This window comes from Pseudomonas sp. E1MeOHC2 (genome assembly GCF_058745025.1).
Genome location: NZ_CP196675.1, coordinates 2977638 through 3001606 on the forward strand (window position 1 = coordinate 2977638; position 23969 = coordinate 3001606).

28 protein-coding genes are annotated in these 23969 nt (G+C 64.2%); 16 read left to right on the plus strand and 12 right to left on the minus strand.

The window, feature by feature from the left end; translation table 11 throughout:
- Window positions 1–5: 5 nt before the first annotated feature.
- The gene (locus ACSSU5_RS13325; RefSeq protein ID WP_492561315.1) at window positions 6–851 is read right to left on the minus strand and encodes an alpha/beta hydrolase; all 846 of its coding nucleotides are present in this window, start codon (window positions 849–851) and stop codon (window positions 6–8) included.
- Between the two features lie 274 nt (window positions 852–1125).
- Here ACSSU5_RS13325 and ACSSU5_RS13330 point away from each other — a divergent pair, with 274 nt between their 5' ends.
- Window positions 1126–2010: an NAD(P)-dependent oxidoreductase gene (locus ACSSU5_RS13330; RefSeq protein ID WP_264310501.1), complete on the plus strand. Its 885-nt coding sequence runs from the start codon at window positions 1126–1128 to the stop codon at window positions 2008–2010.
- The gene (locus ACSSU5_RS13335) at window positions 2003–2935 is read left to right on the plus strand and encodes an NAD-dependent epimerase/dehydratase family protein (RefSeq protein ID WP_264310500.1); all 933 of its coding nucleotides are present in this window, start codon (window positions 2003–2005) and stop codon (window positions 2933–2935) included. Before ACSSU5_RS13330 ends, ACSSU5_RS13335 begins: the two co-directional genes overlap by 8 nt.
- A gap of 31 nt (window positions 2936–2966) precedes the next feature.
- Here ACSSU5_RS13335 and ACSSU5_RS13340 read toward each other — a convergent pair whose 3' ends face one another.
- Entirely contained in the window at window positions 2967–3410 is a 444-nt protein-coding gene (locus ACSSU5_RS13340; protein ID WP_492559077.1) for a winged helix-turn-helix transcriptional regulator, read from the minus strand.
- Window positions 3411–3508: 98 nt separating this feature from the next.
- Between ACSSU5_RS13340 and ACSSU5_RS13345 the strand changes: the two genes are divergently transcribed.
- Window positions 3509–4732, plus strand: a complete 1224-nt coding sequence (locus tag ACSSU5_RS13345; protein ID WP_264310498.1) for an MFS transporter — start codon at window positions 3509–3511, stop codon at window positions 4730–4732.
- Here ACSSU5_RS13345 and ACSSU5_RS13350 read toward each other — a convergent pair.
- From ACSSU5_RS13350 to ACSSU5_RS13370, 5 genes are all read right to left on the minus strand, one after another.
- Window positions 4720–5403: an OmpW/AlkL family protein gene (locus tag ACSSU5_RS13350; protein WP_264310497.1), complete on the minus strand. Its 684-nt coding sequence runs from the start codon at window positions 5401–5403 to the stop codon at window positions 4720–4722. The two genes, ACSSU5_RS13345 and ACSSU5_RS13350, sit on opposite strands and share 13 nt — an antisense overlap.
- 109 nt (window positions 5404–5512) lie before the next feature.
- Window positions 5513–6025, minus strand: coding sequence for a DUF3299 domain-containing protein (locus ACSSU5_RS13355; RefSeq protein ID WP_264313984.1), 513 nt, complete (start codon window positions 6023–6025; stop codon window positions 5513–5515).
- A gap of 126 nt (window positions 6026–6151) precedes the next feature.
- Complete coding sequence (locus ACSSU5_RS13360) at window positions 6152–7417, minus strand: ABC transporter permease (protein ID WP_264310496.1); 1266 nt, start codon at window positions 7415–7417, stop codon at window positions 6152–6154.
- Entirely contained in the window at window positions 7417–8127 is a 711-nt protein-coding gene (locus ACSSU5_RS13365; protein ID WP_492559078.1) for an ATP-binding cassette domain-containing protein, read from the minus strand. The genes ACSSU5_RS13360 and ACSSU5_RS13365 overlap by 1 nt, the downstream gene beginning before the upstream one ends.
- Window positions 8128–8703, minus strand: coding sequence for a DUF2796 domain-containing protein (locus ACSSU5_RS13370; RefSeq protein WP_492559079.1), 576 nt, complete (start codon window positions 8701–8703; stop codon window positions 8128–8130).
- Window positions 8704–8836: 133 nt separating this feature from the next.
- Here ACSSU5_RS13370 and ACSSU5_RS13375 point away from each other — a divergent pair, with 133 nt between their 5' ends.
- Window positions 8837–9178, plus strand: a complete 342-nt coding sequence (locus ACSSU5_RS13375) for a hypothetical protein (RefSeq protein WP_492559080.1) — start codon at window positions 8837–8839, stop codon at window positions 9176–9178.
- A gap of 100 nt (window positions 9179–9278) precedes the next feature.
- Here the strand turns inward: ACSSU5_RS13375 and trxA are convergent, their stop codons facing one another.
- From trxA to ACSSU5_RS13390, 3 genes are read right to left on the minus strand one after another with little or no spacing between them, the layout of a single operon-like run.
- The gene (gene trxA, locus ACSSU5_RS13380; protein WP_492559081.1) at window positions 9279–10151 is read right to left on the minus strand and encodes a thioredoxin; all 873 of its coding nucleotides are present in this window, start codon (window positions 10149–10151) and stop codon (window positions 9279–9281) included.
- Between the two features lie 31 nt (window positions 10152–10182).
- Window positions 10183–10842, minus strand: coding sequence for a class I SAM-dependent methyltransferase (locus tag ACSSU5_RS13385; protein WP_264310491.1), 660 nt, complete (start codon window positions 10840–10842; stop codon window positions 10183–10185).
- Window positions 10843–11295: a YbaY family lipoprotein gene (locus tag ACSSU5_RS13390; protein ID WP_264310490.1), complete on the minus strand. Its 453-nt coding sequence runs from the start codon at window positions 11293–11295 to the stop codon at window positions 10843–10845. It abuts the gene before it with no gap.
- A 105-nt stretch (window positions 11296–11400) separates the two neighbouring features.
- Here ACSSU5_RS13390 and nrdR point away from each other — a divergent pair, with 105 nt between their 5' ends.
- From nrdR to ACSSU5_RS13450, 12 genes are all read left to right on the plus strand, one after another.
- Window positions 11401–11865, plus strand: a complete 465-nt coding sequence (nrdR, locus tag ACSSU5_RS13395) for a transcriptional regulator NrdR (protein ID WP_009685710.1) — start codon at window positions 11401–11403, stop codon at window positions 11863–11865.
- Window positions 11866–11867: 2 nt separating this feature from the next.
- Complete coding sequence (gene ribD / locus ACSSU5_RS13400; protein ID WP_492559082.1) at window positions 11868–12998, plus strand: bifunctional diaminohydroxyphosphoribosylaminopyrimidine deaminase/5-amino-6-(5-phosphoribosylamino)uracil reductase RibD; 1131 nt, start codon at window positions 11868–11870, stop codon at window positions 12996–12998.
- Between the two features lie 42 nt (window positions 12999–13040).
- Entirely contained in the window at window positions 13041–13706 is a 666-nt protein-coding gene (locus ACSSU5_RS13405; RefSeq protein ID WP_027594907.1) for a riboflavin synthase, read from the plus strand.
- A gap of 18 nt (window positions 13707–13724) precedes the next feature.
- A complete protein-coding gene (gene ribBA / locus ACSSU5_RS13410) occupies window positions 13725–14816 on the plus strand; it encodes a bifunctional 3,4-dihydroxy-2-butanone-4-phosphate synthase/GTP cyclohydrolase II (RefSeq protein WP_264310488.1) in 1092 nt (363 codons plus the stop codon).
- A 91-nt stretch (window positions 14817–14907) separates the two neighbouring features.
- Entirely contained in the window at window positions 14908–15384 is a 477-nt protein-coding gene (ribH, locus tag ACSSU5_RS13415; protein ID WP_003255395.1) for a 6,7-dimethyl-8-ribityllumazine synthase, read from the plus strand.
- On the plus strand, window positions 15381–15881 hold the full coding sequence (nusB, locus tag ACSSU5_RS13420) for a transcription antitermination factor NusB (RefSeq protein WP_264310487.1): 501 nt from the start codon (window positions 15381–15383) through the stop codon (window positions 15879–15881). The genes ribH and nusB overlap by 4 nt, the downstream gene beginning before the upstream one ends.
- Window positions 15882–15899: 18 nt before the next feature.
- The gene (gene thiL / locus ACSSU5_RS13425) at window positions 15900–16868 is read left to right on the plus strand and encodes a thiamine-phosphate kinase (protein WP_492559083.1); all 969 of its coding nucleotides are present in this window, start codon (window positions 15900–15902) and stop codon (window positions 16866–16868) included.
- Complete coding sequence (locus tag ACSSU5_RS13430; RefSeq protein ID WP_264310485.1) at window positions 16865–17368, plus strand: phosphatidylglycerophosphatase A family protein; 504 nt, start codon at window positions 16865–16867, stop codon at window positions 17366–17368. Before thiL ends, ACSSU5_RS13430 begins: the two co-directional genes overlap by 4 nt.
- Window positions 17369–17384: 16 nt before the next feature.
- Window positions 17385–18128, plus strand: coding sequence for a substrate-binding periplasmic protein (locus ACSSU5_RS13435; RefSeq protein ID WP_264310484.1), 744 nt, complete (start codon window positions 17385–17387; stop codon window positions 18126–18128).
- Window positions 18129–18249: 121 nt separating this feature from the next.
- Complete coding sequence (ribA, locus tag ACSSU5_RS13440; protein ID WP_027594912.1) at window positions 18250–18867, plus strand: GTP cyclohydrolase II; 618 nt, start codon at window positions 18250–18252, stop codon at window positions 18865–18867.
- Window positions 18864–19283: an MFS transporter gene (locus ACSSU5_RS13445; protein WP_264310483.1), complete on the plus strand. Its 420-nt coding sequence runs from the start codon at window positions 18864–18866 to the stop codon at window positions 19281–19283. Before ribA ends, ACSSU5_RS13445 begins: the two co-directional genes overlap by 4 nt.
- Window positions 19283–20095 carry a cobalamin-binding protein gene (locus ACSSU5_RS13450; RefSeq protein ID WP_492559084.1) on the plus strand — a complete coding sequence of 271 codons (813 nt, stop codon included), beginning with the start codon at window positions 19283–19285 and terminating at the stop codon, window positions 20093–20095. Before ACSSU5_RS13445 ends, ACSSU5_RS13450 begins: the two co-directional genes overlap by 1 nt.
- Here the strand turns inward: ACSSU5_RS13450 and ACSSU5_RS13455 are convergent.
- Complete coding sequence (locus tag ACSSU5_RS13455) at window positions 20073–21959, minus strand: TonB-dependent receptor domain-containing protein (RefSeq protein WP_492561316.1); 1887 nt, start codon at window positions 21957–21959, stop codon at window positions 20073–20075. The genes ACSSU5_RS13450 and ACSSU5_RS13455 overlap by 23 nt on opposite strands.
- A gap of 112 nt (window positions 21960–22071) precedes the next feature.
- The gene (gene dxs / locus ACSSU5_RS13460; protein ID WP_264310480.1) at window positions 22072–23967 is read right to left on the minus strand and encodes a 1-deoxy-D-xylulose-5-phosphate synthase; all 1896 of its coding nucleotides are present in this window, start codon (window positions 23965–23967) and stop codon (window positions 22072–22074) included.
- Between the last annotated feature and the right edge of the window lie 2 nt (window positions 23968–23969).

The following is a 23969-nucleotide window of genomic DNA, read 5'->3' on the forward strand; positions in this document are numbered from 1 at the left end:
ACGTGTCACGCATCGTCGAGGATGAACGCTTCCACCGCGTCGGCGACCTGGTCCGCGATTGCCGGGGTACTGCGCAGATGGGCGGCGATGCCATGGTCGCAATCTGTAAGAAACAGGCATTGCAAACGCGCCGGTGATACTGCCCGGATCAGGGCTTGGGTGACTTCTTCAGGAATCGGGCTGTAGCGCTCGGTGCCGGCAAGCCACAGGTTACCGGCGCTAGTGCCCGGCCCTTTGCCGAATCGCTGTGAGTTGAGCCCGTCGTATTCGCCAATCACCATCAGTACGCTGCCCTGAAACTGCTTGAGGAAGGCGTAGCTGTCGCAGTCCAGAAAGCCATAGGGCGTGCTGATGGCCGCTGTGAAGGCCGGGCCGAATGGCACCCGTTGCGCGAGGTCTGGATAAACAGCGGGGCAGATCAACACCAGCCTGTCCACTTGCGGCAATTGAGCTGCCAGTTTCAGTGTGATTGCAGCGCCTAGACTATGGCCAATGAGCGTTCGGCATTGAGCCGAAATATGCCGGTGAAAACGCTGCGCCTCTTCGAGGTTGGTCGCGAGTGAGGGCGAAACCGCACCCGGTTCACTGGCGAAACTATGCCCTGACAGATTGCCAGTCAGCGATCCGATACCTGCGGATTGCAAGCGATAGAGCAGTGGGTTGAGCCGAGTGAAGTCCGAGCGCGCGCCCCCGACGACAAACACAGGAGGTGCGCGTTCGCGATCAGGGACCAGTAATCGGGCTTGCTGCTGGTAGTTTCCGAAGGCTTCTTCGATGAATACTTCTTGGCCAGGGGCGGGTTCGTTGAACTGCCATTTCAGACGAAAATCTGTGCCCCACTGTGCTTGCATGTTGGCCTCTATGAATAACAGGTCGTGGAACCATTGGCGGATAAGAACCAGTGATCGGAGTTGAACCACGCAGAGCAGGCTAGTTGAGGTTTAAGCCCTGTGGCTTGCTCATCGAGGTTGAGACTGAAGGTAAGGGAATTATGCTGGTTGTGGTGTTGAAATTTGAAATCATCACCGCCCATGGTATTCACTAGGCCCTGGGTTGGACTTCCCCGCCCGGAAACCGCAAAATGACCCCTTTCCCTCAATCAACCTCTCCGGATCTGCTGACTCTATGCGTATGCGCCTAATGCTGTTGGGTGGTGGCAATGCCCTCGGGCAAGCGCTGATTCGTCTCGGGGCTGAAGAGGACATTGCATTCCTGGCACCGCGCCCGCCCGAGAGCGGCTGGGACCCGGCCAGCCTCACTCAGCTGCTTGACGATCATCGCCCCAATGCCTTGGTCAACCTGGCCTATTACTTCGACTGGTTCCAGGCCGAGTCGGTCAGCGAGCAGCGTCTGGCCCAGCAAGAGCGGGCAGTGGAGCGGCTGGCAGAATTGTGCCAGCACCACCAGATCACCCTGGTGCAGCCTTCGAGCTACCGGGTGTTCGACGGGTCACGGGCCACGGCCTACAGCGAGAAAGACGAGCCGGTGCCGCTGGGCCTGCGTGGTCAGGCCCTGTGGCGTATCGAGCAGAGCGTGCGGGCGACGTGCCCACAACACGTGCTGCTGCGCTTTGGCTGGCTGCTCGATGAAAGCGTCGATGGTGCGCTGGGCCGTTTCCTCACCCGTGCCGAACAACCCCAGGAACTGCTGCTGGCGGACGACCGGCGCGGCAACCCCACGCCAGTCGACGATGCTGCCCGGGTGATCCTGTCGGTGCTCAAGCAGCTCGATTGCAGCGCGCCGCTGTGGGGCACTTACCATTACGCCGGCAACGAGGCGACCACACCGCTGGCGCTGGGGCAGGCGATTCTCACCGAGGCCGGCCAGTACCGTCAGCTGGCGGTGCAGGCGCCCACGCCGCAGGCCCATGCCGCTCGGCCGGATGCCAGCGAAGAGCCACAGCACGCGGTGCTGGCCTGCAAGAAAATTCTTCACACCTTCGGTATCAAGCCGCGCGCCTGGCGCGCCGGCCTGCCGCCCCTACTGGACCGTTTCTACCGCCATGGCTGATGCCCCCATCCTGATCACCGGCGGTGCCGGCTTCATCGGCTCTCACCTGTGCGATGCGCTGTTGGACAAAGGTTACGCCGTACGCATTCTCGACGACCTGTCCACCGGCAGGCGGGACAACCTGCAGATCGCGCATCCACGCCTGGAGCTGATCGAAGGCGATGTCGCCGATGCCGGTCTGGTCACCCGTGCGGCTGCTGGCTGTAGCGCGGTGGTGCATCTGGCGGCCGTGGCGTCGGTGCAGGCTTCGGTCGAGGACCCGGTGAGGACTCACCAGAGCAATTTCATCGGCACCCTCAATGTCTGCGAAGCCATGCGCGTGCACGGCGTGCGTCGGGTGCTGTTCGCCTCCAGCGCCGCAGTGTATGGCAACAACGGCGAGGGCGAGTCGATTGCCGAAGATACGCCCAAGGCGCCGCTGACCCCCTACGCGGTGGATAAGCTGGCCAGTGAGCAGTACCTGGACTTCTACCGCCGCCAGCATGGTCTGGAACCGGTGGTTTTCCGCTTCTTCAATATTTTCGGCCCGCGCCAGGACCCTTCATCACCGTACTCTGGCGTGATCAGTATCTTCAGCGAGCGTGCCACCCAAGGGCTGCCGATCACGGTGTTCGGTGATGGCGAGCAGACCCGCGATTTCCTTTATGTGGGGGACCTGGTGCAAGTGATGATCCAGGCGCTGGAGCAGCCGCAGGTCGAGGAAGGGGCGGTGAATATCGGCCTGAACCAGGCCACTTCACTCAATCAATTGTTGGCCGCCCTGGAAAAGGTAATCGGCAGCCTGCCTGCGATCAGCTATGGCCCGGCACGCTCGGGTGATATTCGCCATTCGCGGGCGGATAACCAGCGTTTGCTGGCGCGGTTCGATTTCCCCGAGGCAACGCCATTGGTCGAAGGTTTGTCCCGTTTGCTGGGCAAGGCCTGAAAACCCCAGGGGCCGCAAAGCGGCCCCTGTTTTACCCGTGTTGCACCACCCTGCGCTGGCAATCGTCAGGCCCTAACACCCGGCCATCCTGCGCGCGCACCTGCAGGGGGGCGATGATTTGCCCCGTCGCCTGCTCCAGCAACGCCGATCGCGTCTCTCCCGCCTCGAACAAAAAGCGCTCCCCCCACTGGCGCAAGGCAATCACTAGCGGAAACACCGAACGCCCTTTTTCGGTCAGCACGTACTCTTTGTAGGCACTGCCATCCGATGCTGGCTGCAGCGCCAACAGCCCACTCTCCACCAATAACTTGAGCCGTGAGGCCAGGATGTTTTTGGCCAGCCCGAGGTTCTTCTGAAACTCGCTGAAGCGGCGCAAGCCATCGAAGGCATCGCGCAAGATCATCAGCGCCCAGCGGTCACCGAGTATTTCAAGGGCTCGGGCTACCGGGCATTGGGCGTTCGTTTCGTCGAGCATTGCACGGCTCTCTCAAGGGTTCTGGTTGCAGATTAAAACCACATTTGCTAAAAATCCACATATGGTTTTAATTTGAAACCAGATTGATGGGGTACGCCATGCACAGCGCGAACACAAAACAACCCGACCTGACCCACGCGATAACCCTTTTACTGGCCCTCACCTGTGCCATGGCGGTTGCCACGGTGTATATCGCCCAGCCCTTGCTTGAGTCGATAGCACGGGACCTGGGGGTAGGCCAGCAGCGCATCGGCTGGGTGGTTGGCGCGACCCAGGCCGGTTATGCGCTGGGCTTGCTGCTGATCGTGCCGTTAGGTGACCTGATCGACCGCAAGCGCCTGATCGTCGGCCAATTACTCGCCTCGGCCGTGGCGTTGGTGGCGGTTGGCATGGCGTGGGACTGGGCGGTGCTGCTGGTGGCGCTGGCGATGGTCGGGTTGATGGCCGTCATGGTGCAGGTGATGGTGGCGCATGCCGCTACCCTGGCCACCCCCGCTCAACAAGGGCAAGCGGTGGGCACGGTCACCAGCGGGGTGGTGCTGGGCATTCTGTTGGCGCGCCTGGTATCCGGCTTTGTTGCCGACGTGGCAGGCTGGCGGGTTGTCTATTTCGCTGCGGCCGGGGTACTGGTGATGATGGCCGGCCTGCTCTGCAAGGGCATGCCTGGCGCCCGGCCTGCGACACATCGGCCCGGTTACCTGGCACTGATTGGTTCGCTGTTCGCCTTGTTCAGGCAGGACCCTCTATTGCGCCAGCGAGGGTTGTACGGCGTGTTGATCTTCGCCGCCTTCAGTGTGCTGTGGAGCGCCATGGTATTGCCTTTGAGTGCGCCATCACTGGCACTCAGCCATACCGAGATCGGTCTGTTTGGCCTGGCGGGTGTGGCGGGGGCGTTGGCGGCTTCCCGCGCGGGTCGTTTGGCCGACCAAGGTCGGGGCGAACGTACCACCGGCCTGGCCCTGGGCGTGCTGACGGTGTCTTGGCTGCCGACGGCGTTCGTCGAGCATTCTCTGCTGGCGTTTCTACTGGGCGTGTTGTTGCTCGATTTTGCCGTGCAGGCGGTGCATGTCACCAACCAAAGCCTGTTGCTGGCGGGGCGCAGCGCGCTGGCGAGCCGGCTGATTGGCGCTTACATGTGCTGTTATTCACTGGGTAGCGGCCTGGGCGCGGTGCTGGCGACCTGGGTCTATGCCCGGTGGGGATGGGCGGCGGTGTGCGGGTTGGGGGCGGGGATCAGCGCGACAGCCCTGGGTTGCTGGCTGTGGTCGAACACAGGGAGCGCGGCCGTGGCCGCACTCCCTGCCAGGGATCAGAACTTGTAGCCAAGGCCGACCATGTAGACCCACGGGTCGACTTCGACGTCGACTTTGGTCTTGCTGTAGCCCAGCGCGGTCGGGCCGTTGACGCTGGCCTTGGTGTCGATGTCGACGTACCAGACCGAGGCGTTGACCAGCAGGTTGTCGGTGAGCATGTAGTCCATGCCCAGCTGGCCGGCGATACCGATCGAATCCTGCAGCTTGAGGTTGCTGAAGCCCTGTTGCTTGCGCGTGCTGCTCAGGTCTTCATCGAAGAACAGGGTGTAGTTGATGCCCACACCGGCATACGGCTGGAACCGGGAGTTTGGCGCCATCGGGTAGTACTGCAGCGACAGGGTCGGTGGCAGTTGCTTGATGTCGGCCAGTTTGCCGTCCAGGCCGCCGCCCAGGCCCTTGACGCCAACGGTGTGCTTGAACGGGGTGGCCGCCAGTAGCTCCAGGCCGATATGGTCGGTGAGCATGTAAGCGAAGGTCAGGCCCAGCTGGGTGTCGCTGTCCAGGGTCGCCTTGGTACCCGACACCTTGTTGCCATCGAACTTGAGGTCGCCGCTGCTTTCGTTCGGCGCGGTAGTGATGGCACCGGCGCGCAGGATCATATCGCCCGCCTGGTAGGCGTGCGCGACAGGGGCGACGAGCGCAAGGGCCACAAGCGAGGCGCCGAGCAAGGACTTGTTCATGGAAGCTCCCAGAGGACATTAGTAATTGAGTAGTCCAATGGTACGGATGCGTCTAAACGGAAAGTTTGACCCAGCTCAAAGAAGCGTCGTAACGAATCCGAAACAGTTCTCACTTGAGCTCATAAGCGTATATTTTCTCGGCTTCCATCTGGTATCCGGCGTCGGCCAGTTCGCTGCTGGAGGCGCTAACCTGCATCTTTCCCTCAATCCAGTAGGGCTGGTAGAGGTCTTCGACGCGCACGCCCATCTCGCTGACAATATGCACAATTTGGTTCGAGGGCGGTGGCGGCACGTGGATACAGGCGCCGTAGTAGGGCACCAGCAGAAACTCGGTGGTGCGGCCTTCTTCGCTGACCTCCAGCGGCACAATGTAGCCGGGCAGCTTGATCTGCTGGCCATCGAGGCTTTTCACCACCGGGGCGTCCGGCGCCTGCTGGCGGGCGGCGGGCGCCGATTCGGCGGCCAGGGCATTGCTGAGCTGCGACAGGTCGTGCAGCGGCGCGAGCTGCGGCGGGATGACCGGCGCGCCTTCCGGGATGAGGGCGGGCCAGTCCAGTTCGCGGGGCTCGGCGGCCCACAATGGCAGCGCCACTGTCAGAAGCAGGATCAGCAGCGTCTGCAGGGCTGGCCTCTTCGCGGGCAAGCCCGCTCCCACAGGTACTCCACAAGGTCTGACGCCTGTGGCGAGCCTTGTGGGAGCGGGGTTGCCCGCGAAGAAGGCGGTGAGGTTCTTGATCATTGCAGGCTCTCAGAGGTGGATCGACAAGCCATCGGCCAGCGACTGCCGATAGGCGCGCCAGGCCGGTACGCTGCCCATCAGCAACGCGGCGCCCAGGATGATAGCCAGCAAGGTCCATTCGTGAGCGCTCGGCAGGGCCAGCGGCAGGTACAAACCGTAGTTGGCCTGTACGTACCCCTGGGCCAAGGCAATACCCGCATATAGCAACCCAAGCCCGGCCGCGATCCCGACTGTAGCCAGCGCCAGCGCTTCCAGTACCAGCAGCCCCGCGATGTGCCACGGCCTGGCGCCGACCGACCGCAGTATCGCCATTTCCCGCCGGCGCTCGTTGAGGCTGGTGAGAATCGCCGTGAGCATGCCGATCAACCCGGTCAGCACCACGAACAGCGAGACCACGAACAGCGCCTGCTCTGCGGTACCCATCAGGCTCCAAAGCTCCTGCAGGGCGACCCCCGGCAAGATCGCCAGCAAGGGTTCGTTGCGGTACTCGTTGATTTCCCGTTGCAGGCTGAAAGTGGCGATTTTGCTGTTCAGGCCAAGCATGAACGCGGTGATGGCGGCAGGTTGCAGGTCCATGCTGCGGGCCTGTTCGGCGCTGATGCGTCCCGCGCCACGGGCGGGCACGCCGTTGTGCCAGTCGATATGGATGGCCTCCATACCCCCCAGGCTGATATGCAGGGTGCGGTCGACCGGTGTACCCGTACGCTTGAGCACACCGACCACGGTGAACGGCTTGTCGTCGTGCTTGACCAGGCTGATCGCCGCCACACCATGGGCCAGCACCAGTTTGTCGCCCAATTTGTAGTGCAATGCCTCGGCCACTTCGGCGCCGAGTACCACCTCGAACGGGTCATCGGCGAAGGCACGGCCCTGGCTCAGTTCCAGGTGCTGCCTACGGCCATATTGGTAGTGGTTGAAGTAGTCGCCCGTGGTGCCCATCACGCGATAGCCGCGGTGCGAGTCGCCCAGCGAGATGGGGATGGCCCACTTTACCCGTGGGTCCTGGGCGTAGTGCTGGTAACTGTCCCAGCGAATGTTATTGGTGGCGTTGCCGATGCGGAACACCGAATACAACAACAGGTTCACCGAGCCAGAGCGGGCGCCAACGATCAGGTCGGTACCGCTGATGGTGCTGGCGAAGCTGGCGCGGGCCTCGGTGCGAACCCGCTCCACGGCCAGCAGCAGGCACACCGACAGGGCGATGGCAAAGGCGGTGAGAAACGCGGTGAAACGGCGGTTGGCCAGGCTGGCCAGGGCAAGACGAAGCAGGTACATCAGGCCTCCCGGGGCTTGGCGGCGCGGTTGAGTTCGGTCAGGGAAAGGTGACGGTCGAACAGCGGTGCCAAGCTCTGGTCGTGGCTCACGAACAACAGGCTGGCGCCGGCTGCCCGGCACTCGTCGAACAACAGGCGGATGAACGCTTCACGGGTGTCGGCATCGAGTGCCGAGGTCGGCTCGTCGGCAATCACCAGTTCCGGCTGGCCGATCAATGCCCGCGCAGCGGCAACCCGTTGCTGCTGGCCGATCGACAGGCTGTCGGCGCGGCGGGCAAGCAGGGCGGGGTCGCCCAGGCCCAGGTGGGCGAGCAGTGTGGCGGCCGCCTGGTCGACACTGCCATGGCGTTCGGCCGCACGTGTGGCTCGGCTGGGCGAAAAGCGGCACGGCAGTTCGACGTTCTCGCGCACCGACAGAAACGGCAGCAGATTGAACTGCTGGAAGATGTAACCGGTGTGGTCGACCCGGAAGCGATCGCGCGCGCCTTGGCCGAGGCCACTGAGGTCGTGGCCGAGCAGGCGGATGCTGCCCTGCCCAGGCAGGTTCACGCCGCCCAGCAGGCCCAGCAGCGTGGTCTTGCCGCTGCCGCTTGGGCCTTTGAGAAACACTGCCTCGCCGGCCTCCAGTTGGAAGGTGGGAATATCCAGCAGGGCCGGCTGGCCTGGCCAGGCGAAGACCACGTCATGCAGTTCGATCAGCGGTTGGCCCATTCAGAACGCGACCGCAGCCTTGGCGGGCGTCGCTTCAACACCTTTCTGACTTTTCGGGCCGATCAGCTGAACGTTGATCTTCTGGGTTGCTGGGAAGGCCTTGAACAGGGGGGCAAGGTCGACCTGGGCGAGCTTGTCCGGGTTCGCGCAGGTCAGTTGATAATGCGCACCGATGTCGCTGTGTTCATGGCCGTGCTCATGTTCGTCGCCATCGTCGTCGGCTTTCGGGGCAGCGCCGAACAAGGGGCTTTCCAGCGCCTGCGCATCGTCCTTGCAGCCTGCGGCCGCTGCCAGGCCGAACAGTTGCAACGGTTGTTCGAGCTGCTGGCGCACGGCGGCAACCTTGGCTTTGTCGGCATCGCTGCTGGCGGCATGTTCGAAGCCGACCAGGTTCATCGCCGGGCTGTCCAGCTCCAGCTCCAGGGTATTGCCATCGAGCACGGCATTGAGTTTGGCCACGCCGTGCTCGTGGGCGCCGAGGGTGCCGTGGGCGTGATCATGGTCGTGCTCATCGTGGGCATGGGCCATGGAAAGGGGCAGCAGGGCGAAGGGCAGGGCGAGCAGCAGGCGACGCATGGATGACTCCAGGAGCGGGCTGGGAATGATTTGGTAATGTTATAACAACTTTTCTCTGCGCCGCCAGCCTGTGTGGCGCAGGTTTCATGTTGCTGTAGCATGGCCACATTGACCTGTGCTCAAGGAAAACATCGTGAGAATTCGTGGACAGATTGGTGACTGGCCAGTGGACCTGACTGTCGAGCTGGAGCCGGCCGAGTGGGCGCAGTTGGGGCGCCAGATCGAGGTGCCGGCTGCGGCTGAAGCTGCGGCGACCACATCAGCTGCGCCGAGGCAGGATGACGGGCAATGGTCGGCAGCGCGTGAGGTGTTGCGCCAGGCCGGGCAGATGAATGGGCCGGAGTTGCTGGACCGCCTGGAAGGGCTGGCGGGGAGTACCGCAGCGGGCAAGCGACTGCTGGTGCGGTTGCGCCACAGCAGTGAGGTGAAGGTGGAGAGCGGCACGGATGCGCCGGTGTATCACTGGGTCGGGTGATGTTCCCACAGGATTTTGAGGTGTCTCTGAGAGTAGCGAGGTACCTGTGGGAGCGGGCTTGCCCGCGAACGAGGGCGACGCCCTCGCAGCAACAATCAGCTCAGAACAGGGCGGCAGAGAGCTTGCGGCGGTACACACCCACCAACGGATGATCACCGCCCAGCAACTCGAACACCTGCAACAGCGTCTTCTGCGGCAGCCCGTTCTCGTAGCCACGGTTACGCTTGAACAGCTTCAACAGCCCCTCCAGCGCCGCCTCATACTGCTGGCGGGCCAGCTGCTGAATACTCAACTGGTAGGCCGCTTCATCATCCTCCGGGTTCTGTGCCAGGCGGCTTTTCAGGTCGGCGACTTCCGGCAGGCTGGCAGCCTGGCGCAGGAAGGTCAGCTGCGCCTTGGCACCGGCCAGGGCCGCCTTGTGCTCGTCGGTGTTGACTGCATCCAGCACCACCTGGGCTTCACCCAGTTCACCGCGCTCGGCCAGGCAGCGGGCGTAAAGGATCAGCGCCTCGGCATTGCTGTTGTCTTCACTCAACAACTGCTGCAGCGCGGCTTCGGCCTCGGCGAAGCGGCTTTCGGCGAACAGCGCCTTGGCCTGTTCCAGCGGCGAAGCTTCAGGGGCGGCAGGCATCTGCACGTGCGGTTCGAGCATGGCGCGGATCGCCGACTCCGGCTGCGCACCGGCAAAGCCGTCGACCGGCTGGCCGTCCTTGAACAGCACCACGGTCGGCAGGCTGCGAATGCCGAACTGGGCGACAACCTGCTGCTCCACGTCGCAGTTGATCTTGGCCAGCAGCAGTTCGCCCTGATAACCCTCGGCGATCTTCGCCAGCAATGGCATCAGCGCTTTGCACGGCGCGCACCACTCGGCCCAGAAGTCCACCAGAACGGGCTTGTGGAAGGAGTTTTCGATGACCAGTTGCTGGAAGCTGGCATCAGTGGCATCGAAGATGTATGGCGTTTCCTGACTCATCTTGACTCTCGCAAAACCGTGAATGGCACCACTATAAAGGCTCGCGGCTCGCGTGGTACAGGCTGACCCGGCGGAATTCGTGAGGCTCGGCCAAGTCTGGCAGGGTCAGGGCGTCGAGCACGCCCAGTTGCCGGTACAGCGGGTGGCTGAAGTCGCGAACCCGAGAGTCGGCTACCAGGGCCTGACGGCCACGGCCGAGGAAGGCATCGAGCAGTGGCAGGTTGGCGCGGTCATACAGCACATCGGCGACCAGAATCAGGTCGAAGCGGTCGTCCTCGGCGAAAAAATCGCTGCTGTAGCCAAGCTCCACGCCGTTCAGCGCAGCGTTGGCGCGGCAGGCGTCGAGGGCCAGCGGGTCGAGGTCGCAGGCCACCACTTCAAGGGCGCCAGCGCGTGCTGCGGCAATCCCGGCGATACCGGAGCCGGCGCCAAAATCGAGCACGCGCTTGCCGGCCACCCATTCCGGGTGCGCGGCCAGGTAGCGGGCCATGGCCAGGCCGCTGGCCCAGCAAAAGCTCCAGTACGGCGGTTCTTCAAGAATGCGCCGGGTTTCTTCACTGCTGAACGCGCGGTCCATGTTCTGGTCGTCGATCAACCAGAGTTTCAGTGCGCATTCAGGCAGCTCGCTGACCACCAGGCGCGCTTCGCCGATCAGGCCGCTGAGGGCCTGTTGCAGTGCCAGTGGTGCCACTTAGGGTGCCTTCTCGAAACGCAGCGGGCCGGTGGCCTGAGTTTGCGCCTGGGTGATGCGCACGGGGGGCAGGTGCATGATCAACTGGCCGGAATTGCTGGCGCGGCCGCGCAGCTCGACGCGGGCGCCGGGCGGGAAGGCCTCGGGGTTGAAGCGCAACTGATAAGGCAGCGCCTGCCCGGTGCCGGTCAGGTTGCTGCTGGCCAGCAGGCGTTGCGGGCGGTCGCGCTCGTCGATGACCAGCAAGGCCAGCTCCACATCGGCTCCGGCCGGGATTTGTAGCAAGGTACCGCTCAGTTCGCGCTGGTAAGCGGGCAAGGGGCCAAGGGGTTGTGCCTTTTTGGCCGATTTTGCTGGCGCGGGCGCCTGGGCTTGATCGGGCTTGGGCCGGTCGCTACCGCAAGCGGCGAGCAAGGCGGCGCAGCACAGCACGACGAGCGCTCGATAGTGCATTGGGTCATCCTTCACGGGCAGATTTCCCTGGATGTTAACCCCTTTGGCTTGTCTTGCCAGTGGGATGCGCTACCATGGCCCTCCCTTTTTTTGTTGCCTGCCACCATGCACTGTCCCTTTTGCGGTGCCAACGACACCAAGGTCATCGACTCTCGTCTTGTCGCCGAGGGCGAGCAAGTGCGCCGCCGTCGCGAGTGTGTCGCCTGCGGCGAGCGTTTCACCACCTTCGAAACCGCCGAACTGGTGCTGCCGCGGCTGATCAAGCAAGACGGCACGCGCCAGCCCTTCGACGAAGACAAGTTGCGTGCAGGCATGCAGCGGGCACTGGAAAAACGCCCAGTCAGCGTCGAGCGCCTGGAAGCTGCGCTGGCGCACATCAAGAGCCGGCTGCGCGCCACCGGCGAGCGCGAGGTCAAGTCACTGGTGGTGGGTGAAATGGTCATGGCCGAGCTGCGCAAGCTCGACGAAGTGGCTTACATCCGCTTCGCCTCGGTCTACCGACGCTTCCAGGACCTCGACGAATTCCGCGAAGAAATCGACCGCCTGGCCCGTGAGCCAGCTAAAGAGTGAGCATGCCCAGCCAGACCGCGATCCTCGATGCCCACTACATGGCCCGCGCCTTGGAGCTGGCCCGCAAGGGTGTCTACAGCACCCACCCCAACCCGCGCGTGGGCTGTGTGATCGTGCGTGATGGCGAAGTGGTCGGCGAGGGCTGGCACGTGCGCGCCGGCGAGCCGCACGCCGAGGTGCACGCCCTGCGCCAGGCCGGTGAACGTGCCCGCGGCGCCTGCGCCTATGTGACCCTTGAACCCTGCAGCCACCATGGCCGCACGCCGCCGTGCGCCGAAGCGCTGGTCAAGGCCGGCGTGGCCCGCGTGGTGGCTGCCATGCAGGACCCCAACCCGCAGGTGGCGGGGCAGGGGCTGCGGCGCCTGGCAGAGGTGGGTATCGAGGTCAGCAGCGGCGTGCTCGAAGCCGAGGCCCGCGCCCTCAACCCAGGTTTTCTCAAGCGCATGGAACACGGCCTGCCGTTTGTCAGGGCCAAGCTGGCCATGAGCCTGGACGGCCGCACCGCCATGGCCAGCGGCGAAAGCCAGTGGATCACCGGCCCTGCCGCCCGTGCTGCCGTTCAGCGTCTGCGCGCCCGCTCCAGTGTGGTGCTCACCAGCGCCGCCAGCGTGCTGGCCGACAATGCGCGCATGACCGTGCGTGGCGCAGAGCTTGGCCTGGATGACGAAACCCGCGCCCTGGCCCTGAGCCGCACGCCTTTGCGCGTGCTGGTCGATGGCCGCCTGCGGCTGCCACTGGACGCGCCATTCTTCCAGGCCGGCCCGGCCCTGGTGGTGACTGCCGCTGCTACAGATGCGCGTTATGCCGAGGCGGGCCATGAGCTGCTGAACCTGCCAGGCACCGATGGCCAGGTCGATCTGCCTGCGCTGATGCGTGTGCTGGCCGAGCGTGGGGTCAACGAGATTTTGCTGGAAGCCGGCGCAGGCCTTGTCGGCGCGTTCGCCCGGCAAGGGCTGATCGACGAATACCAGTTGTTCGTCGCCGGCACCTTCCTTGGCTCCCAGGCCCGCCCGCTGCTGGACTGGCCTCTGGCGAAGATGAGCGAAGCGCCGCGACTGAAAATTACCGAAATGCGCGCAGTAGGCGATGACTGGCGGGTCACGGCCATCCCCCTGCCGGCGCCCGGCGTATAATGCCAGGCTTGCCCTGCGCAACCCGTTCTTGAGGAAGACCCCATGTTCACCGGCATCATCGAATCCATCGGCACCATCCGCAGCATGACCCCCAAGGGTGGCGACGTGCGCGTCTACGTCGAGACCGGCAAGCTCGACCTGGGTGACGTCAAGCTCGGCGACAGCATCGCCGTCAACGGCGTCTGCCTGACCGCTGTCGAGTTGCCGGGTAACGGGTTCTGGGCCGACGTCAGCGTCGAGACCCTCAAGCGCACCGCCTTCATCGACCTCAAGAGCGGCAGCAAGGTCAACCTGGAAAAGGCCCTGACCCCCACCACCCGCCTGGGCGGTCATCTGGTCAGCGGCCACGTCGACGGTGTCGGCGAAATCATCTCGCGCAGCGATAACGCCCGCGCCATCCAGTTCCGCGTGCGTGCACCCAAGGAGCTGGCCAAGTACATCGCCCACAAGGGTTCGATCACCGTCGACGGCACCAGCCTGACGGTCAATGAGGTCAATGGCGCCGAATTCGAGCTGACCATTGTCCCGCACACCCTGTCCGAAACCATCATGGCCGACTACCGCGCAGGTCGTCGGGTAAACCTTGAGGTCGACCTGCTGGCCCGTTACCTGGAGCGTCTGCTGCTGGGCGACAAGGCTGCCGAACCGAGCAAGGGCAGTGGCATTACCGAAAGCTTCCTGGCCGCCAACGGCTTCTTGAAATCCTGATTGAGAAGGGGGTGCCGAGTGGCGCTCAACAGCATCGAAGAACTGGTCGAAGACATCCGCCAGGGCAAAATGGTCATCCTCATGGATGACGAAGACCGCGAAAACGAAGGCGATATCATCATGGCCGCCGAGTGCTGCCTGCCTGAGCACATCAACTTCATGGCCAAGCACGCCCGTGGCCTGATCTGCATGCCGATGACCCGTGAGCGCTGCGAAACGCTCAAGCTGCCGCTGATGGCGCCGCGCAACGGTTCCGGCTTTGGCACCAAGTTCACGGTGTCGATCGAAGCCGCCGAAGGCGTCACCACCGGTATCTCCGCTGCCGACCGCGCGCGTACCGTGCAAGCTGCCGCCGCCAAGGAAGCCAAGGCCGAGGACATCGTCAGTCCAGGCCACATCTTCCCGTTGATGGCCCAGCCTGGCGGTACCCTGGCCCGCGCCGGCCACACCGAAGCCGCGTGCGACCTGGCGCGTATGGCCGGCTTCGAGCCGAGCGGCGTGATCTGCGAAGTGATGAACGATGACGGCACCATGTCGCGCCGCGCCGAGCTGGAAGTGTTCGCCGCCGAGCACGGCCTGAAGATCGGCACCATCGCCGACCTGATCCACTACCGCATGATCCACGAACGTACCGTGCAGCGCGTCTCCGAGCAGCCAGTGGAGAGCGAGCTGGGCGAGTTCAACCTGGTCACCTACCGCGACGCGGTGGAAGGCGACGTGCACATGGCACTGACCCTGGGCAAGATCTGCGCCGAAGAGCCGACCCTGGTGCGCGTGCACAACATGGACCCACTGCGCGACCTGCTGCTGGTCAAGCAGCCGGGCCGCTGGAGCCTGCGTGCGGCCATGGCTGCCGTGGCCGAGGCCGGCAGTGGCGTGGTGCTGCTGCTGGGCCACCCGCTGGACGGTGACGTGCTGCTGGCGCACATCCGCGAAAGCGCGGGCGATGCACCGACCAAGGCACCGACCACCTACAGCACCGTCGGCGCCGGTTCGCAGATCCTGCGTGACCTCGGTGTGCGCAAGATGCGCCTGATGAGTTCGCCGATGAAGTTCAATGCGATATCCGGATTCGATCTGGAAGTTGTAGAATACGTGCCCTCCGAGTGACTTGAGACGGCGCCCGCGCCCTCACGCTCGAGTCCAAACCCTCCCGAGGCCGCCAGCGAGCGGCCTCGCTCTTGAAGATGAGAACATCGGAATGACCCTGAAGACCATCGAAGGTACCTTCATCGCCCCCAAAGGTCGCTATGCTTTGGTGGTTGGCCGCTTCAACAGCTTCGTCGTCGAAAGCCTGGTAAGCGGTGCCGTTGATGCCCTGGTACGCCACGGTGTCAGCGAAAGCGACATCACCATCATCCGTGCCCCGGGCGCGTTCGAAATCCCGCTGGTGGCACAGAAGGTCGCCCAGCAAGGCGCGTACGACGCGATCATCGCCCTGGGCGCCGTGATCCGCGGTGGTACCCCGCACTTCGAATACGTGGCGGGCGAATGCACCAAGGGCCTGGCCCAGGTGTCCATGGAGTTCGGTGTTCCGGTGGCCTTCGGCGTTCTGACCGTCGACTCCATCGAGCAGGCCATCGAGCGTTCCGGCACCAAGGCTGGCAACAAAGGTGCTGAAGCTGCCCTGTCCGCTCTGGAAATGGTCAGCCTGCTGGCGCAGTTGGAGGCCAAGTGATTAGCGACGAAAGCGATCGTTTCAACCCGCGCGATCCAAAACCTGCGGATGCCGGCAAGCCCTCGAAGAGCGCCAAGCGCCGCGAAGCCCGCAAGCTCGCGACCCAGGCACTGTACCAGTGGCACATGGCCCGTCAGTCGGTGAACGAGATCGAAGCGCAGTTCCGGGTCGATAACGATTTCACCGATGTCGATGGCGCCTACTTCCGCGAGATCCTGCATGGGGTTCCGGCGAAGAAGGACGAGATCGACGCGGCCCTGAAGCCTTGCCTGGCGCTCGCGCTGGAAGAACTCGACCCGGTTGAACTGGCTGTGCTGCGGCTGTCCACCTGGGAACTGATGATGCGCGTCGATGTGCCTTACCGCGTCGTGATCAACGAAGGTGTCGAGCTGGCCAAGGTCTTCGGTGCCACCGATGGCCACAAGTTCGTCAACGGCGTGCTGGACAAGCTCGCCCCTTCGCTGCGCGAAGCGGAAGTCAAGGCGAACAAGCGCTGATCCCGGCGCTGGCGGACCATGGGTGAGTTCGAGCTGATCAGCCATTACTTTGCCGCCGCGCCCTGCGCGCAAGGCGGTGAAGGCGTGGCTCTGGGTATCGGTGACGACTGCGCGTTGCTGGACTTGCCCGCTGGCGAGCAGCTGGCGGTGTCCACCGACACCCTGGTGACCGGCGTGCATTTCCCCGCTGCCTGCGACCCCCTGCTGCTCGGCCAGCGCTCGCTGGCCGTGGCGGCCAGTGACCTGGCGGCGATGGGTGCCACGCCCATCGGTTTCACCCTTGCCCTGACCTTGCCCGAGGTCAGCGCCGACTGGCTGCAAGCCTACGCTGACGGCCTCAACCGCATGGCCCGGCGTTGCCAGCTGAGCCTTATAGGCGGCGACACCACCCGCGGCCCCTTGAGTATCACCATGACCGTGTTCGGCCGCGTGCCGGCCGGCCAGGCGTTGCGCCGTGGCGGTGCCCGCCCGGGTGATCTGTTGTGCGTGGGCGGTGAGCTGGGCAACGCGGCGGGTGCCTTGCCGTTGGTCCTTGGCCAGCGCCAGGCCGATGCCGCCCTTGCCCAGCCGTTGCTGGATCACTACTGGTCACCCTCGCCGCAGTTTGCCCTGGGCCAGCTGTTGCGCGGGCGTGCTACGGCTGCACTGGATATTTCCGACGGCCTGCTGGCCGACTGCGGGCATATCGCCAAGGCCTCCCGCGTGGCGCTTGAGGTGAACCTGGACCAGGTGCCGGTGTCATCCGCTCTGCAGGGCTTCCTCGGTCATGAGGCTGCCGTGCAGGCTGCCTTGACCGGGGGGGACGACTATGTGCTGGCGTTCACCTTGCCGCCGGCTCAGCTTTCATCCCTGCAGGCCCAAGGCCTGGCGGCGTTCCATGTCATCGGGCGGGTGCTCGATGGCCAGGGCGTCTGCCTGCGTGACCGGCAGGGTCAGGACATCACCCCGCGGCAACGCGGCTATCAACATTTTAGGGAGACACCGTGACCGATCACCCCAATCAGGTGCCTGCGGAGTTCGTTCCGCCCTCGGTCTGGCGCAACCCGTGGCACTTCATCGCCTTCGGCTTCGGCTCCGGCACCTTGCCCAAGGCGCCGGGTACCTGGGGCTCGCTGGTAGCCATACCCTTCATTCCGCTGTGGCAGATGCTGCCGGACTGGGGTTATTGGCTGTTGCTGGGCGTTACCATGCTGTTTGGCTTCTGGCTGTGCGGCAAAGTCGCCAATGACTTGCGCGTGCACGATCATGAAGGCATTGTCTGGGACGAGATGGTCGGCATGTGGATCACCCTCTGGCTGGTGCCGGAGGGCTGGCAATGGTTGCTGGCAGGGTTCCTGATGTTCCGCTTCTTCGACATCCTCAAGCCGTGGCCGATCCGCTGGATCGACCGCCATGTGCATGGCGGGGTCGGGATCATGCTCGACGATATCCTGGCCGGCGTATTTGCCTGGCTGGGCATGCAGGTTCTGGTGTGGGCGGTTGCCTGAGACAGGGAGCGCGTGAATGGCCATAAGGACTGTGCTGTTGGCAATACTGCTGGGTTTTGCTCCCTGGGTGGGGGCGGCCGAAGGTGTGCCGAAGCAGGTCCATCTGGTCAGCGAAGAATGGCTCGACTACACCAACGCCGACGGTACCGGGGTTGCCTGGGATGTACTGCGCAAGGTGTTCGAGCCTGCCGGGGTCAAGGTCGTCACCCAGAGCGCGCCCTACAGCCGTGCGGTGGGGCTGGTCAAACGTGGCGAGGCCGATGCCTGGGTAGGCTCCTACAAGGACGAGAGTGACGACAACCTCTACCCGCGTTGGCACTTCGACATGGACCATATCTATGCCTTGGGGCTTGCCGGCAAGCCTGTGCCTACCCCGAGCACGGTCGGCCAGTATCGCCTGGCCTGGGTGCGTGGCTACGATTACGCCAGCTACTTGCCCAATGTGCACAACTTCCGCGAGATCCAGCGCCGCGAAGGCATTCTGCCGATGCTTGAGCATGACCGCGTGGACTTCTACATCGATGCGCTGACCGAGGTCGAGTACGTGCTTGGCCAGGCTTCTGACCCCGCGCGCTTTCGTATAACCCACGTAGCCGAATTACCGCTGTACCTGGCGTTCGCCCACAATGATCAGTCCAAGGCGCTGCGAGATCTGTTCGACAAGCGCATGGCCGAGCTGGTGCGCAGTGGTGAATTGAAGCCGATTTTCGAGCACTGGAAGCAGCCGTATCCATTCGCTGCCGACAGCCAGTCGCGGTGATGTCGCGCTGCTAAGCATCGAACTTTTCGATCTTAACCGTCGGTATTCAACGAGCGCGCAGGCGCCGACCTGCTGATACAATCGCCTCACGAGAAATTTCCAACTTATTCAGGAGCACAACGTGCCCGTCGTCTTTGTTGCCGCCTCTAAACTTCCGACTCCCTTTGCGACCTTCACCATGCATGGTTTCCTCGAAGAAGCCACCGGCCGTGAGCACGTGGTGCTCAGCCTGGGTGATATTGCCGATGGCGAGCCGGTGCTGGGGCGTCTGCACTCCGAGTGCCTGACCGGCGATGCCCTGTTCAGCCAGCGTTGCGACTGTGGTTCGCAACTGGAAGCCGCCCTGCAGGCCATCGCCCGCGAAGGCCGTGGCGTGCTGCTGTACCTGCGCCAGGAAGGCCGTGGCATCGGCCTGTTGAACAAGATCCGCGCTTATGAGCTGCAAGATGGTGGCGCCGATACCGTCGAAGCTAACGAACGCCTGGGCTTCGCTGCCGACCAGCGAGACTACGCGATCTGCCTGCCGATGCTTGAGCACCTGGGCGTGAAATCGCTGCGCCTGATGACCAACAACCCGCGCAAGGTCAAGGCACTGACCGACATGAATATCGTCGTTGCCGAACGCGTGCCGCTGCATACCGGCCACAACCCGCACAACCGCTACTACCTGGCGACCAAAGCCGGCAAGCTCGGGCACATGCTGGGCAACGAACACCAAGGCGAGGTGCCCCAGGCGTGACTCGCGCCGAGGTCAAGCGACGCCTGGCGCTGGCCTGGTGGCAATACCTGGCGGTGGGCCTGGTGCCGCTGCCGGTGATGGCCTGGGCATTTGGTGGCGGTGATGGGTTGATCCCGGTGCTGGCCATGCCACTGTTCATCGCCGGTGCGGCGACCATGTTCCTCAGCCTGCCGCGTTTTGGTGCCTACAAGCGTGCGCTGATCGCCACCTCCAAGGTGCTCGGCAGCGCCGAAGAGCCGGCAGCCTGGATCGAATTGGCGCGGGTGCGGCGCATGGCCATGCTGTATGCCTGCTTCCCTGCCTGGGTCGCCGCGCTGTCCGTGTTGGTGGGGCTTGAGGCTGTGCCGCAGATCCTCCTGGCAGTATCGACTGTGGTGGTGCTCTACCTGTACCGCATCCCGCGTCAGCTGGGCTGATGCGCGTCTTCCTCTGGCTGCTGGCGCTGTGCGCCTGTACCGCCAGTGCCGGTGAGCGGCTGCGGGTCGTGAGCCTGGCGCCTTCGATGAGCGAAATCATGCTTGAGCTGCACGCCGATGACCTGCTGGTCGGCGTGCTCGACGGCGGTGATCGCCCGTCAGCGTTGCGTGATGTGCCTTCGGTCGGCCGCCAAGGGCAACTGAACATGGAGCGCCTGCTCAGCTTGCAGCCTGATCTGTTGCTGCTTTGGCCCGGCAGTGTGGCGCCTGCACAGTGGGATCAGCTCAAGCGCCTGGGCATTGCCACCTTCAGTGCCGAACCTCACGACATCAACCAGTTGATCGATCAGATCGAGGCCATCGCCCGGCGCGTTGGCCGTGACGAGCAGGGTCGGCACTATGCGCAAGCCCTGCGCGAGAGGCTGCGGCAACTGCGCGAGCAGTATCGGCGTGAGCAGCCGCTGCGGGTGTTTTACCAGGTTTGGGACCGGCCGTTGTACACCCTCGGGGGCAGGCAGGTGGTCAGTGATGCCCTGGCCGTGTGCGGCGCGCGCAATGTCTTCGCCGACCTGAGCCAGCCGGCACCACAGGTGAGCGTGGAATCGGTGCTGCTGCAAAACCCCCAGGTGATTCTGGCGGGTGATCAGGCCCAGCTGGACACCTGGAGGGCCTGGCCACGCCTCGCTGCGGTGGCCGATGATCGTTTGCTGGTCGTGCCGGACAAGGGGTTGGAGCGGCCCAGTGGGCAGATGATCGAGGCCACCGCCCGCCTGTGCGCGTTGCTCGACGCTAGAGCGCCGGCGTCCAGGTGACGCTGAACAACAGCGTGCGGCCTTCTTCGCGGTAGCGGTGGCTGGCGCCTTCATAGCTGTACAGGGCGCGGCTGTGGCTGTGATCCAACAGGTTGTCCAGCTTCGCTTCCAGTTTCAGTTCATCCGTTGCCGCCCAGCTACCGCGCAGGCCAAGCAGGCCGAAGCCGGCGAGCCGGTTGCGGTTGGCTTCGTCATCGTAGCTGGCGCTGACGGCCTGCCAGCTCCCGCCCACGCTGAACGGTCCAAATGCTCGGTCCAGGTCCAGGCTCAAGGTACGGCGAGCTCGGCGGGCGAGGGTATGGCCACTGTCGCGGTCACGTGGGTCGATCAGCGCCAGGCCAAGTTGGCTGCGCCAAGCGCCCCATTGCTGGTCCAGCGACAGTTCAAGGCCGTTGATGCGCGCCGAGGCGACATTGCGTGGGATCGAGTCCTGGCCAAAGATGATCGCGTCGCGCAGGTCGGTGCGGTACAGCGAAGTCTCCAGGCGGCTGTCTGCGGTGAGCTGGCTGCGCCATTGCAATTCGTAGCTTTTAGAGTGCTCCGGGCTCAGGTCTGGGTTGCTGAACTGTGGGTAATACAGGTCGTTGAACGTCGGTGCCCGGAAGCCTTCGCTGTAGGACAGCAGCACATCGTTGTGCGCGTTCAGTGGCAGGGTAAGGCTACCGCTCCAGGTGGTCTGGCCGCCGAACTGCTGGTTCTGGTCGCGGCGTACGCCCAGTTCGGTGGAGAACCGCTCACCTTTGTAACGATGTTGAACGAAGGCGGCGCGGTTCCAGCGGCTGTCCTCGGTGAAGTCGGTGCTGCCGTGCACCCGGTCTTGGTACCAGTCGCCGCCGATCAGCAGCGTGTGCCGGTCGTTCAAGGCCAGGTCGTTTTGCCAGGTAACTTGATCGCGATACGTGTTGAACACGGAGCGCTCATCGCTGAGCTTGTCGCGTTTGTCGTCACGGTTTTCGCTGTGGGCAAGTTCCAGGCGTGAATGCCAGGTGTCGCTGAGCTGGGCATCGAAGTAGGTGCCCAGGCTGCTGACGCTGAAGTCGGTGTAGGGCTTTTGCCCGAAACTCTCGAAGGTAACCGGGTCGAAGCGCCCGTACGGGTTGTCGTATTCACTGCGCCCATGGCTGTCGAGCAGGTTGAGGCCGGCCTCGAAGCGTTCGCCGAAGGTGTGACTGAGGCTGAGGTTGAATGACCTGTTGCGGTACGCGTCATGGTCGCCATCGCTGGCGAAGGACGGGCCGGTGGCGTCGATGCCGGCAGTCTCGTCCAGGCTGGCGCCCAGGTTGAAGCGAGTGGCGTCGTCGCCACCGGCCAGGCCCAGGCTACGTTGCCAGGTCTGGTTGCTGCCGGCGGCCAGGCGCAGGCGCGGTTGCAGGCCAGGGCCGCTACTGCGCCGGGTGAAGATCTGGATCACGCCGCCGATGGCGTCGCTGCCGTAGATGGCCGAGCGGGAGCCGCGCAGCACTTCGACACGCTCGATCTGATCGACGGTAAGAAATTGCAGGCCACTGTCGCCAGAGGTGGCATTGGCGATGCGTACGCCATCGACCAGTACCAGGCTCTGCGCCGCCTTGGTGCCGCGGATGAAAATGCCGGGCAGGCTGCCGCGACCCCCGGTGGGCGCGACTTGCACGCCTGGGACGCGGGCCAGCAGGTCGGTGACGTTGGTGGGTTGCAGGCGGTCGATGTCGGCGCGGGTGAAGACGGTGTTGGCCGCGCTGGTGGCGGTGCGTGACTCGACTTGGCGGTTGGCGCTGATCAATACGTCGGGGAGTTTTAGGGCGTTGTCGCGTTCAGTGGCCAGAAGCGGCAGCGGCAGGCACAGGAGGGTGGCGGTGAGGCTCGGGATTTTCATGGGCAGTTCCATTTTGCGAGGGCTGTGCCCTCGATCGCGACGCAAGGCCGCTCCTACAAAGATCAGCGCGGTCCCTGTAGGAGCGGCCTTGCGTCGCGATGGGCCGCAAAGCGGCCCCAAGGATCTAAAGGCCCAGCTTTGCCATCCGGCCTTTCACCGAAGCTTCGATGCCAGCAGCATCCAGCCCACACTCAGCCAGCATCTGCGCAGGCTTGGCATGCTCGACATAGATGTCCGGCAAGCCCAGGTGCAGCAGCGGCTTGACCACGGCCTGGCTGGCCAGGAACTCACCCACTGCAGCCCCCGCACCGCCCATGATGGCGTTCTCTTCGAGGGTCACCAGCAGCTCATGGCTGGCAGCCAGTTCGAGTACCAGTGCTTCGTCCAGCGGCTTGACGAAGCGCATGTCGACCACGGTGGCATTGATCTGCTCGGCAACTTGCAAGGCCTCGCTCAACTGCACGCCAAACACCAGCAGGGCGACTTTTTCACCCTGGCGGCGGATGACGCCCTTGCCAATTTCCAGGGGTTCGAGGCCGCCACTGATCGGGGCGTTGGGGCCGGTACCACGCGGGTAGCGCACTGCCGCCGGGCCGTTGTACAGGTGGCCGGTAGTGAGCATCTGGCGCAGCTCGTTTTCGTCGCTCGGGGTCATCACCAGCATGCCGGGGATGCAGCGCAGGTACGACAGGTCGTAGCTGCCGGCGTGGGTCGGGCCGTCTTCGCCAACCAGGCCGGCGCGGTCGATGGCGAACAGCACATCAAGGTTCTGCACCGCCACGTCGTGGATCAGTTGGTCATAGGCGCGCTGCAGGAATGTCGAATAGATCGCCACCACCGGCTTGCTGCCTTCGCAGGCCATGCCCGCCGCCAGCGTGACGGCGTGCTGCTCGGCGATCGCTACGTCGAAGTAGCGCTCCGGGTAGCGTTCGCTGAAGTCGACCAGGTCAGAGCCTTCCTTCATCGCCGGGGTGATACCGACCAGGCGCTTGTCGCTGGCCGCCATGTCGCACAGCCACTGGCCGAACACGGCGGAATACTTTGGCCCGCTGGCCTTCTTCGGCGCGGCGGGCTTGTCGGCAGGTTCGAGCTTGGTGATGGCGTGGTAGCCAATCGGGTCGACCTCGGCGGGGGCGAAGCCCTTGCCCTTTTTGGTCACCACGTGCAAGAACTGCGGGCCTTTGAGGTCACGCATGTTGCGCAGGGTGGCGATCATGGTCGGCAGGTCGTGGCCGTCGATTGGGCCAATGTAGTTCCAGCCCAGCTCTTCGAACAGGGTGCCGGGGACCAACATGCCTTTGGCGTATTCCTCGGTGCGACGGGCAATTTCCCAGGCGCCCGGCAGGCGCGAGAGCACCTTCTTGCTGCCCTCGCGCATGCTTGCGTAGGTGCGGCTGGAGAGGATCTTGGCCAGGTAGTTGGACAGGCCGCCGACATTGCGCGAAATCGACATGTCGTTGTCGTTGAGGATCACCAGCATGTCGGCGTTGACTTCCTGGGCGTGGTTCAACGCCTCGAAGGCCATGCCGGCGGTCAGGGCGCCGTCGCCGATCACCGCGATCGATTTGCGCGCGCTGTTCTGCAGGCGGGCGGCGATGGCCATGCCCAGCGCTGCACTGATCGAGGTGCTGGAGTGGCCGACGCCGAAGGTGTCGTACTCGCTCTCGCTGCGCCGCGGGAAGGCGGCGATGCCGTCCTTCTGGCGCAGGCTGAGCATGCGCTGGCGACGGCCAGTGAGGATCTTGTGCGGGTAGGCCTGGTGGCCGACGTCCCATACCAGCCGGTCGTCCGGGGTATCGAAGACGTAGTGCAGGGCGATCGTCAGCTCGATCACGCCCAGACCGGCGCCAAAATGCCCACCGGTCTGACCCACGGTGTAGAGCAGTTCCTGGCGCAACTCGTCGGCCAGGGTCTCCAGGTCGGCTTCGGCCAGCCGGCGCAGGCCGGCAGGCGTGTCAGCGCGGTCGAGCAACGGCGTGACCGGGCGTTCGCGGGGGATCTCTTGAAACGTCGTGGGCATCA

What these genes read in the sequence shown, in the direction of transcription:
- ACSSU5_RS13455 (WP_492561316.1), bottom strand. Translation starts at nt 21,959, where the DNA reads ATGGAACTGCCCATGAAAATCCCGAGCCTCACCGCCACCCTCCTGTGC.
- ACSSU5_RS13405 (WP_027594907.1), top strand. Translation starts at nt 13,041, where the DNA reads ATGTTCACCGGCATCATCGAATCCATCGGCACCATCCGCAGCATGACC.
- ACSSU5_RS13335 (WP_264310500.1), top strand. Translation starts at nt 2,003, where the DNA reads ATGGCTGATGCCCCCATCCTGATCACCGGCGGTGCCGGCTTCATCGGC.
- ACSSU5_RS13390 (WP_264310490.1), bottom strand. Translation starts at nt 11,295, where the DNA reads ATGCACTATCGAGCGCTCGTCGTGCTGTGCTGCGCCGCCTTGCTCGCC.
- ACSSU5_RS13370 (WP_492559079.1), bottom strand. Translation starts at nt 8,703, where the DNA reads ATGCGTCGCCTGCTGCTCGCCCTGCCCTTCGCCCTGCTGCCCCTTTCC.
- nrdR (WP_009685710.1), top strand. Translation starts at nt 11,401, where the DNA reads ATGCACTGTCCCTTTTGCGGTGCCAACGACACCAAGGTCATCGACTCT.
- dxs (WP_264310480.1), bottom strand. Translation starts at nt 23,967, where the DNA reads ATGCCCACGACGTTTCAAGAGATCCCCCGCGAACGCCCGGTCACGCCG.
- ACSSU5_RS13330 (WP_264310501.1), top strand. Translation starts at nt 1,126, where the DNA reads ATGCGTATGCGCCTAATGCTGTTGGGTGGTGGCAATGCCCTCGGGCAA.
- ribD (WP_492559082.1), top strand. Translation starts at nt 11,868, where the DNA reads ATGCCCAGCCAGACCGCGATCCTCGATGCCCACTACATGGCCCGCGCC.
- trxA (WP_492559081.1), bottom strand. Translation starts at nt 10,151, where the DNA reads ATGAGTCAGGAAACGCCATACATCTTCGATGCCACTGATGCCAGCTTC.
- ribH (WP_003255395.1), top strand. Translation starts at nt 14,908, where the DNA reads ATGACCCTGAAGACCATCGAAGGTACCTTCATCGCCCCCAAAGGTCGC.
- ACSSU5_RS13350 (WP_264310497.1), bottom strand. Translation starts at nt 5,403, where the DNA reads ATGAACAAGTCCTTGCTCGGCGCCTCGCTTGTGGCCCTTGCGCTCGTC.
- ACSSU5_RS13325 (WP_492561315.1), bottom strand. Translation starts at nt 851, where the DNA reads ATGCAAGCACAGTGGGGCACAGATTTTCGTCTGAAATGGCAGTTCAAC.
- ACSSU5_RS13450 (WP_492559084.1), top strand. Translation starts at nt 19,283, where the DNA reads ATGCGCGTCTTCCTCTGGCTGCTGGCGCTGTGCGCCTGTACCGCCAGT.
- ACSSU5_RS13365 (WP_492559078.1), bottom strand. Translation starts at nt 8,127, where the DNA reads ATGGGCCAACCGCTGATCGAACTGCATGACGTGGTCTTCGCCTGGCCA.
- ACSSU5_RS13360 (WP_264310496.1), bottom strand. Translation starts at nt 7,417, where the DNA reads ATGTACCTGCTTCGTCTTGCCCTGGCCAGCCTGGCCAACCGCCGTTTC.
- thiL (WP_492559083.1), top strand. Translation starts at nt 15,900, where the DNA reads ATGGGTGAGTTCGAGCTGATCAGCCATTACTTTGCCGCCGCGCCCTGC.
- ACSSU5_RS13435 (WP_264310484.1), top strand. Translation starts at nt 17,385, where the DNA reads ATGGCCATAAGGACTGTGCTGTTGGCAATACTGCTGGGTTTTGCTCCC.
- ACSSU5_RS13345 (WP_264310498.1), top strand. Translation starts at nt 3,509, where the DNA reads ATGCACAGCGCGAACACAAAACAACCCGACCTGACCCACGCGATAACC.
- ACSSU5_RS13340 (WP_492559077.1), bottom strand. Translation starts at nt 3,410, where the DNA reads ATGCTCGACGAAACGAACGCCCAATGCCCGGTAGCCCGAGCCCTTGAA.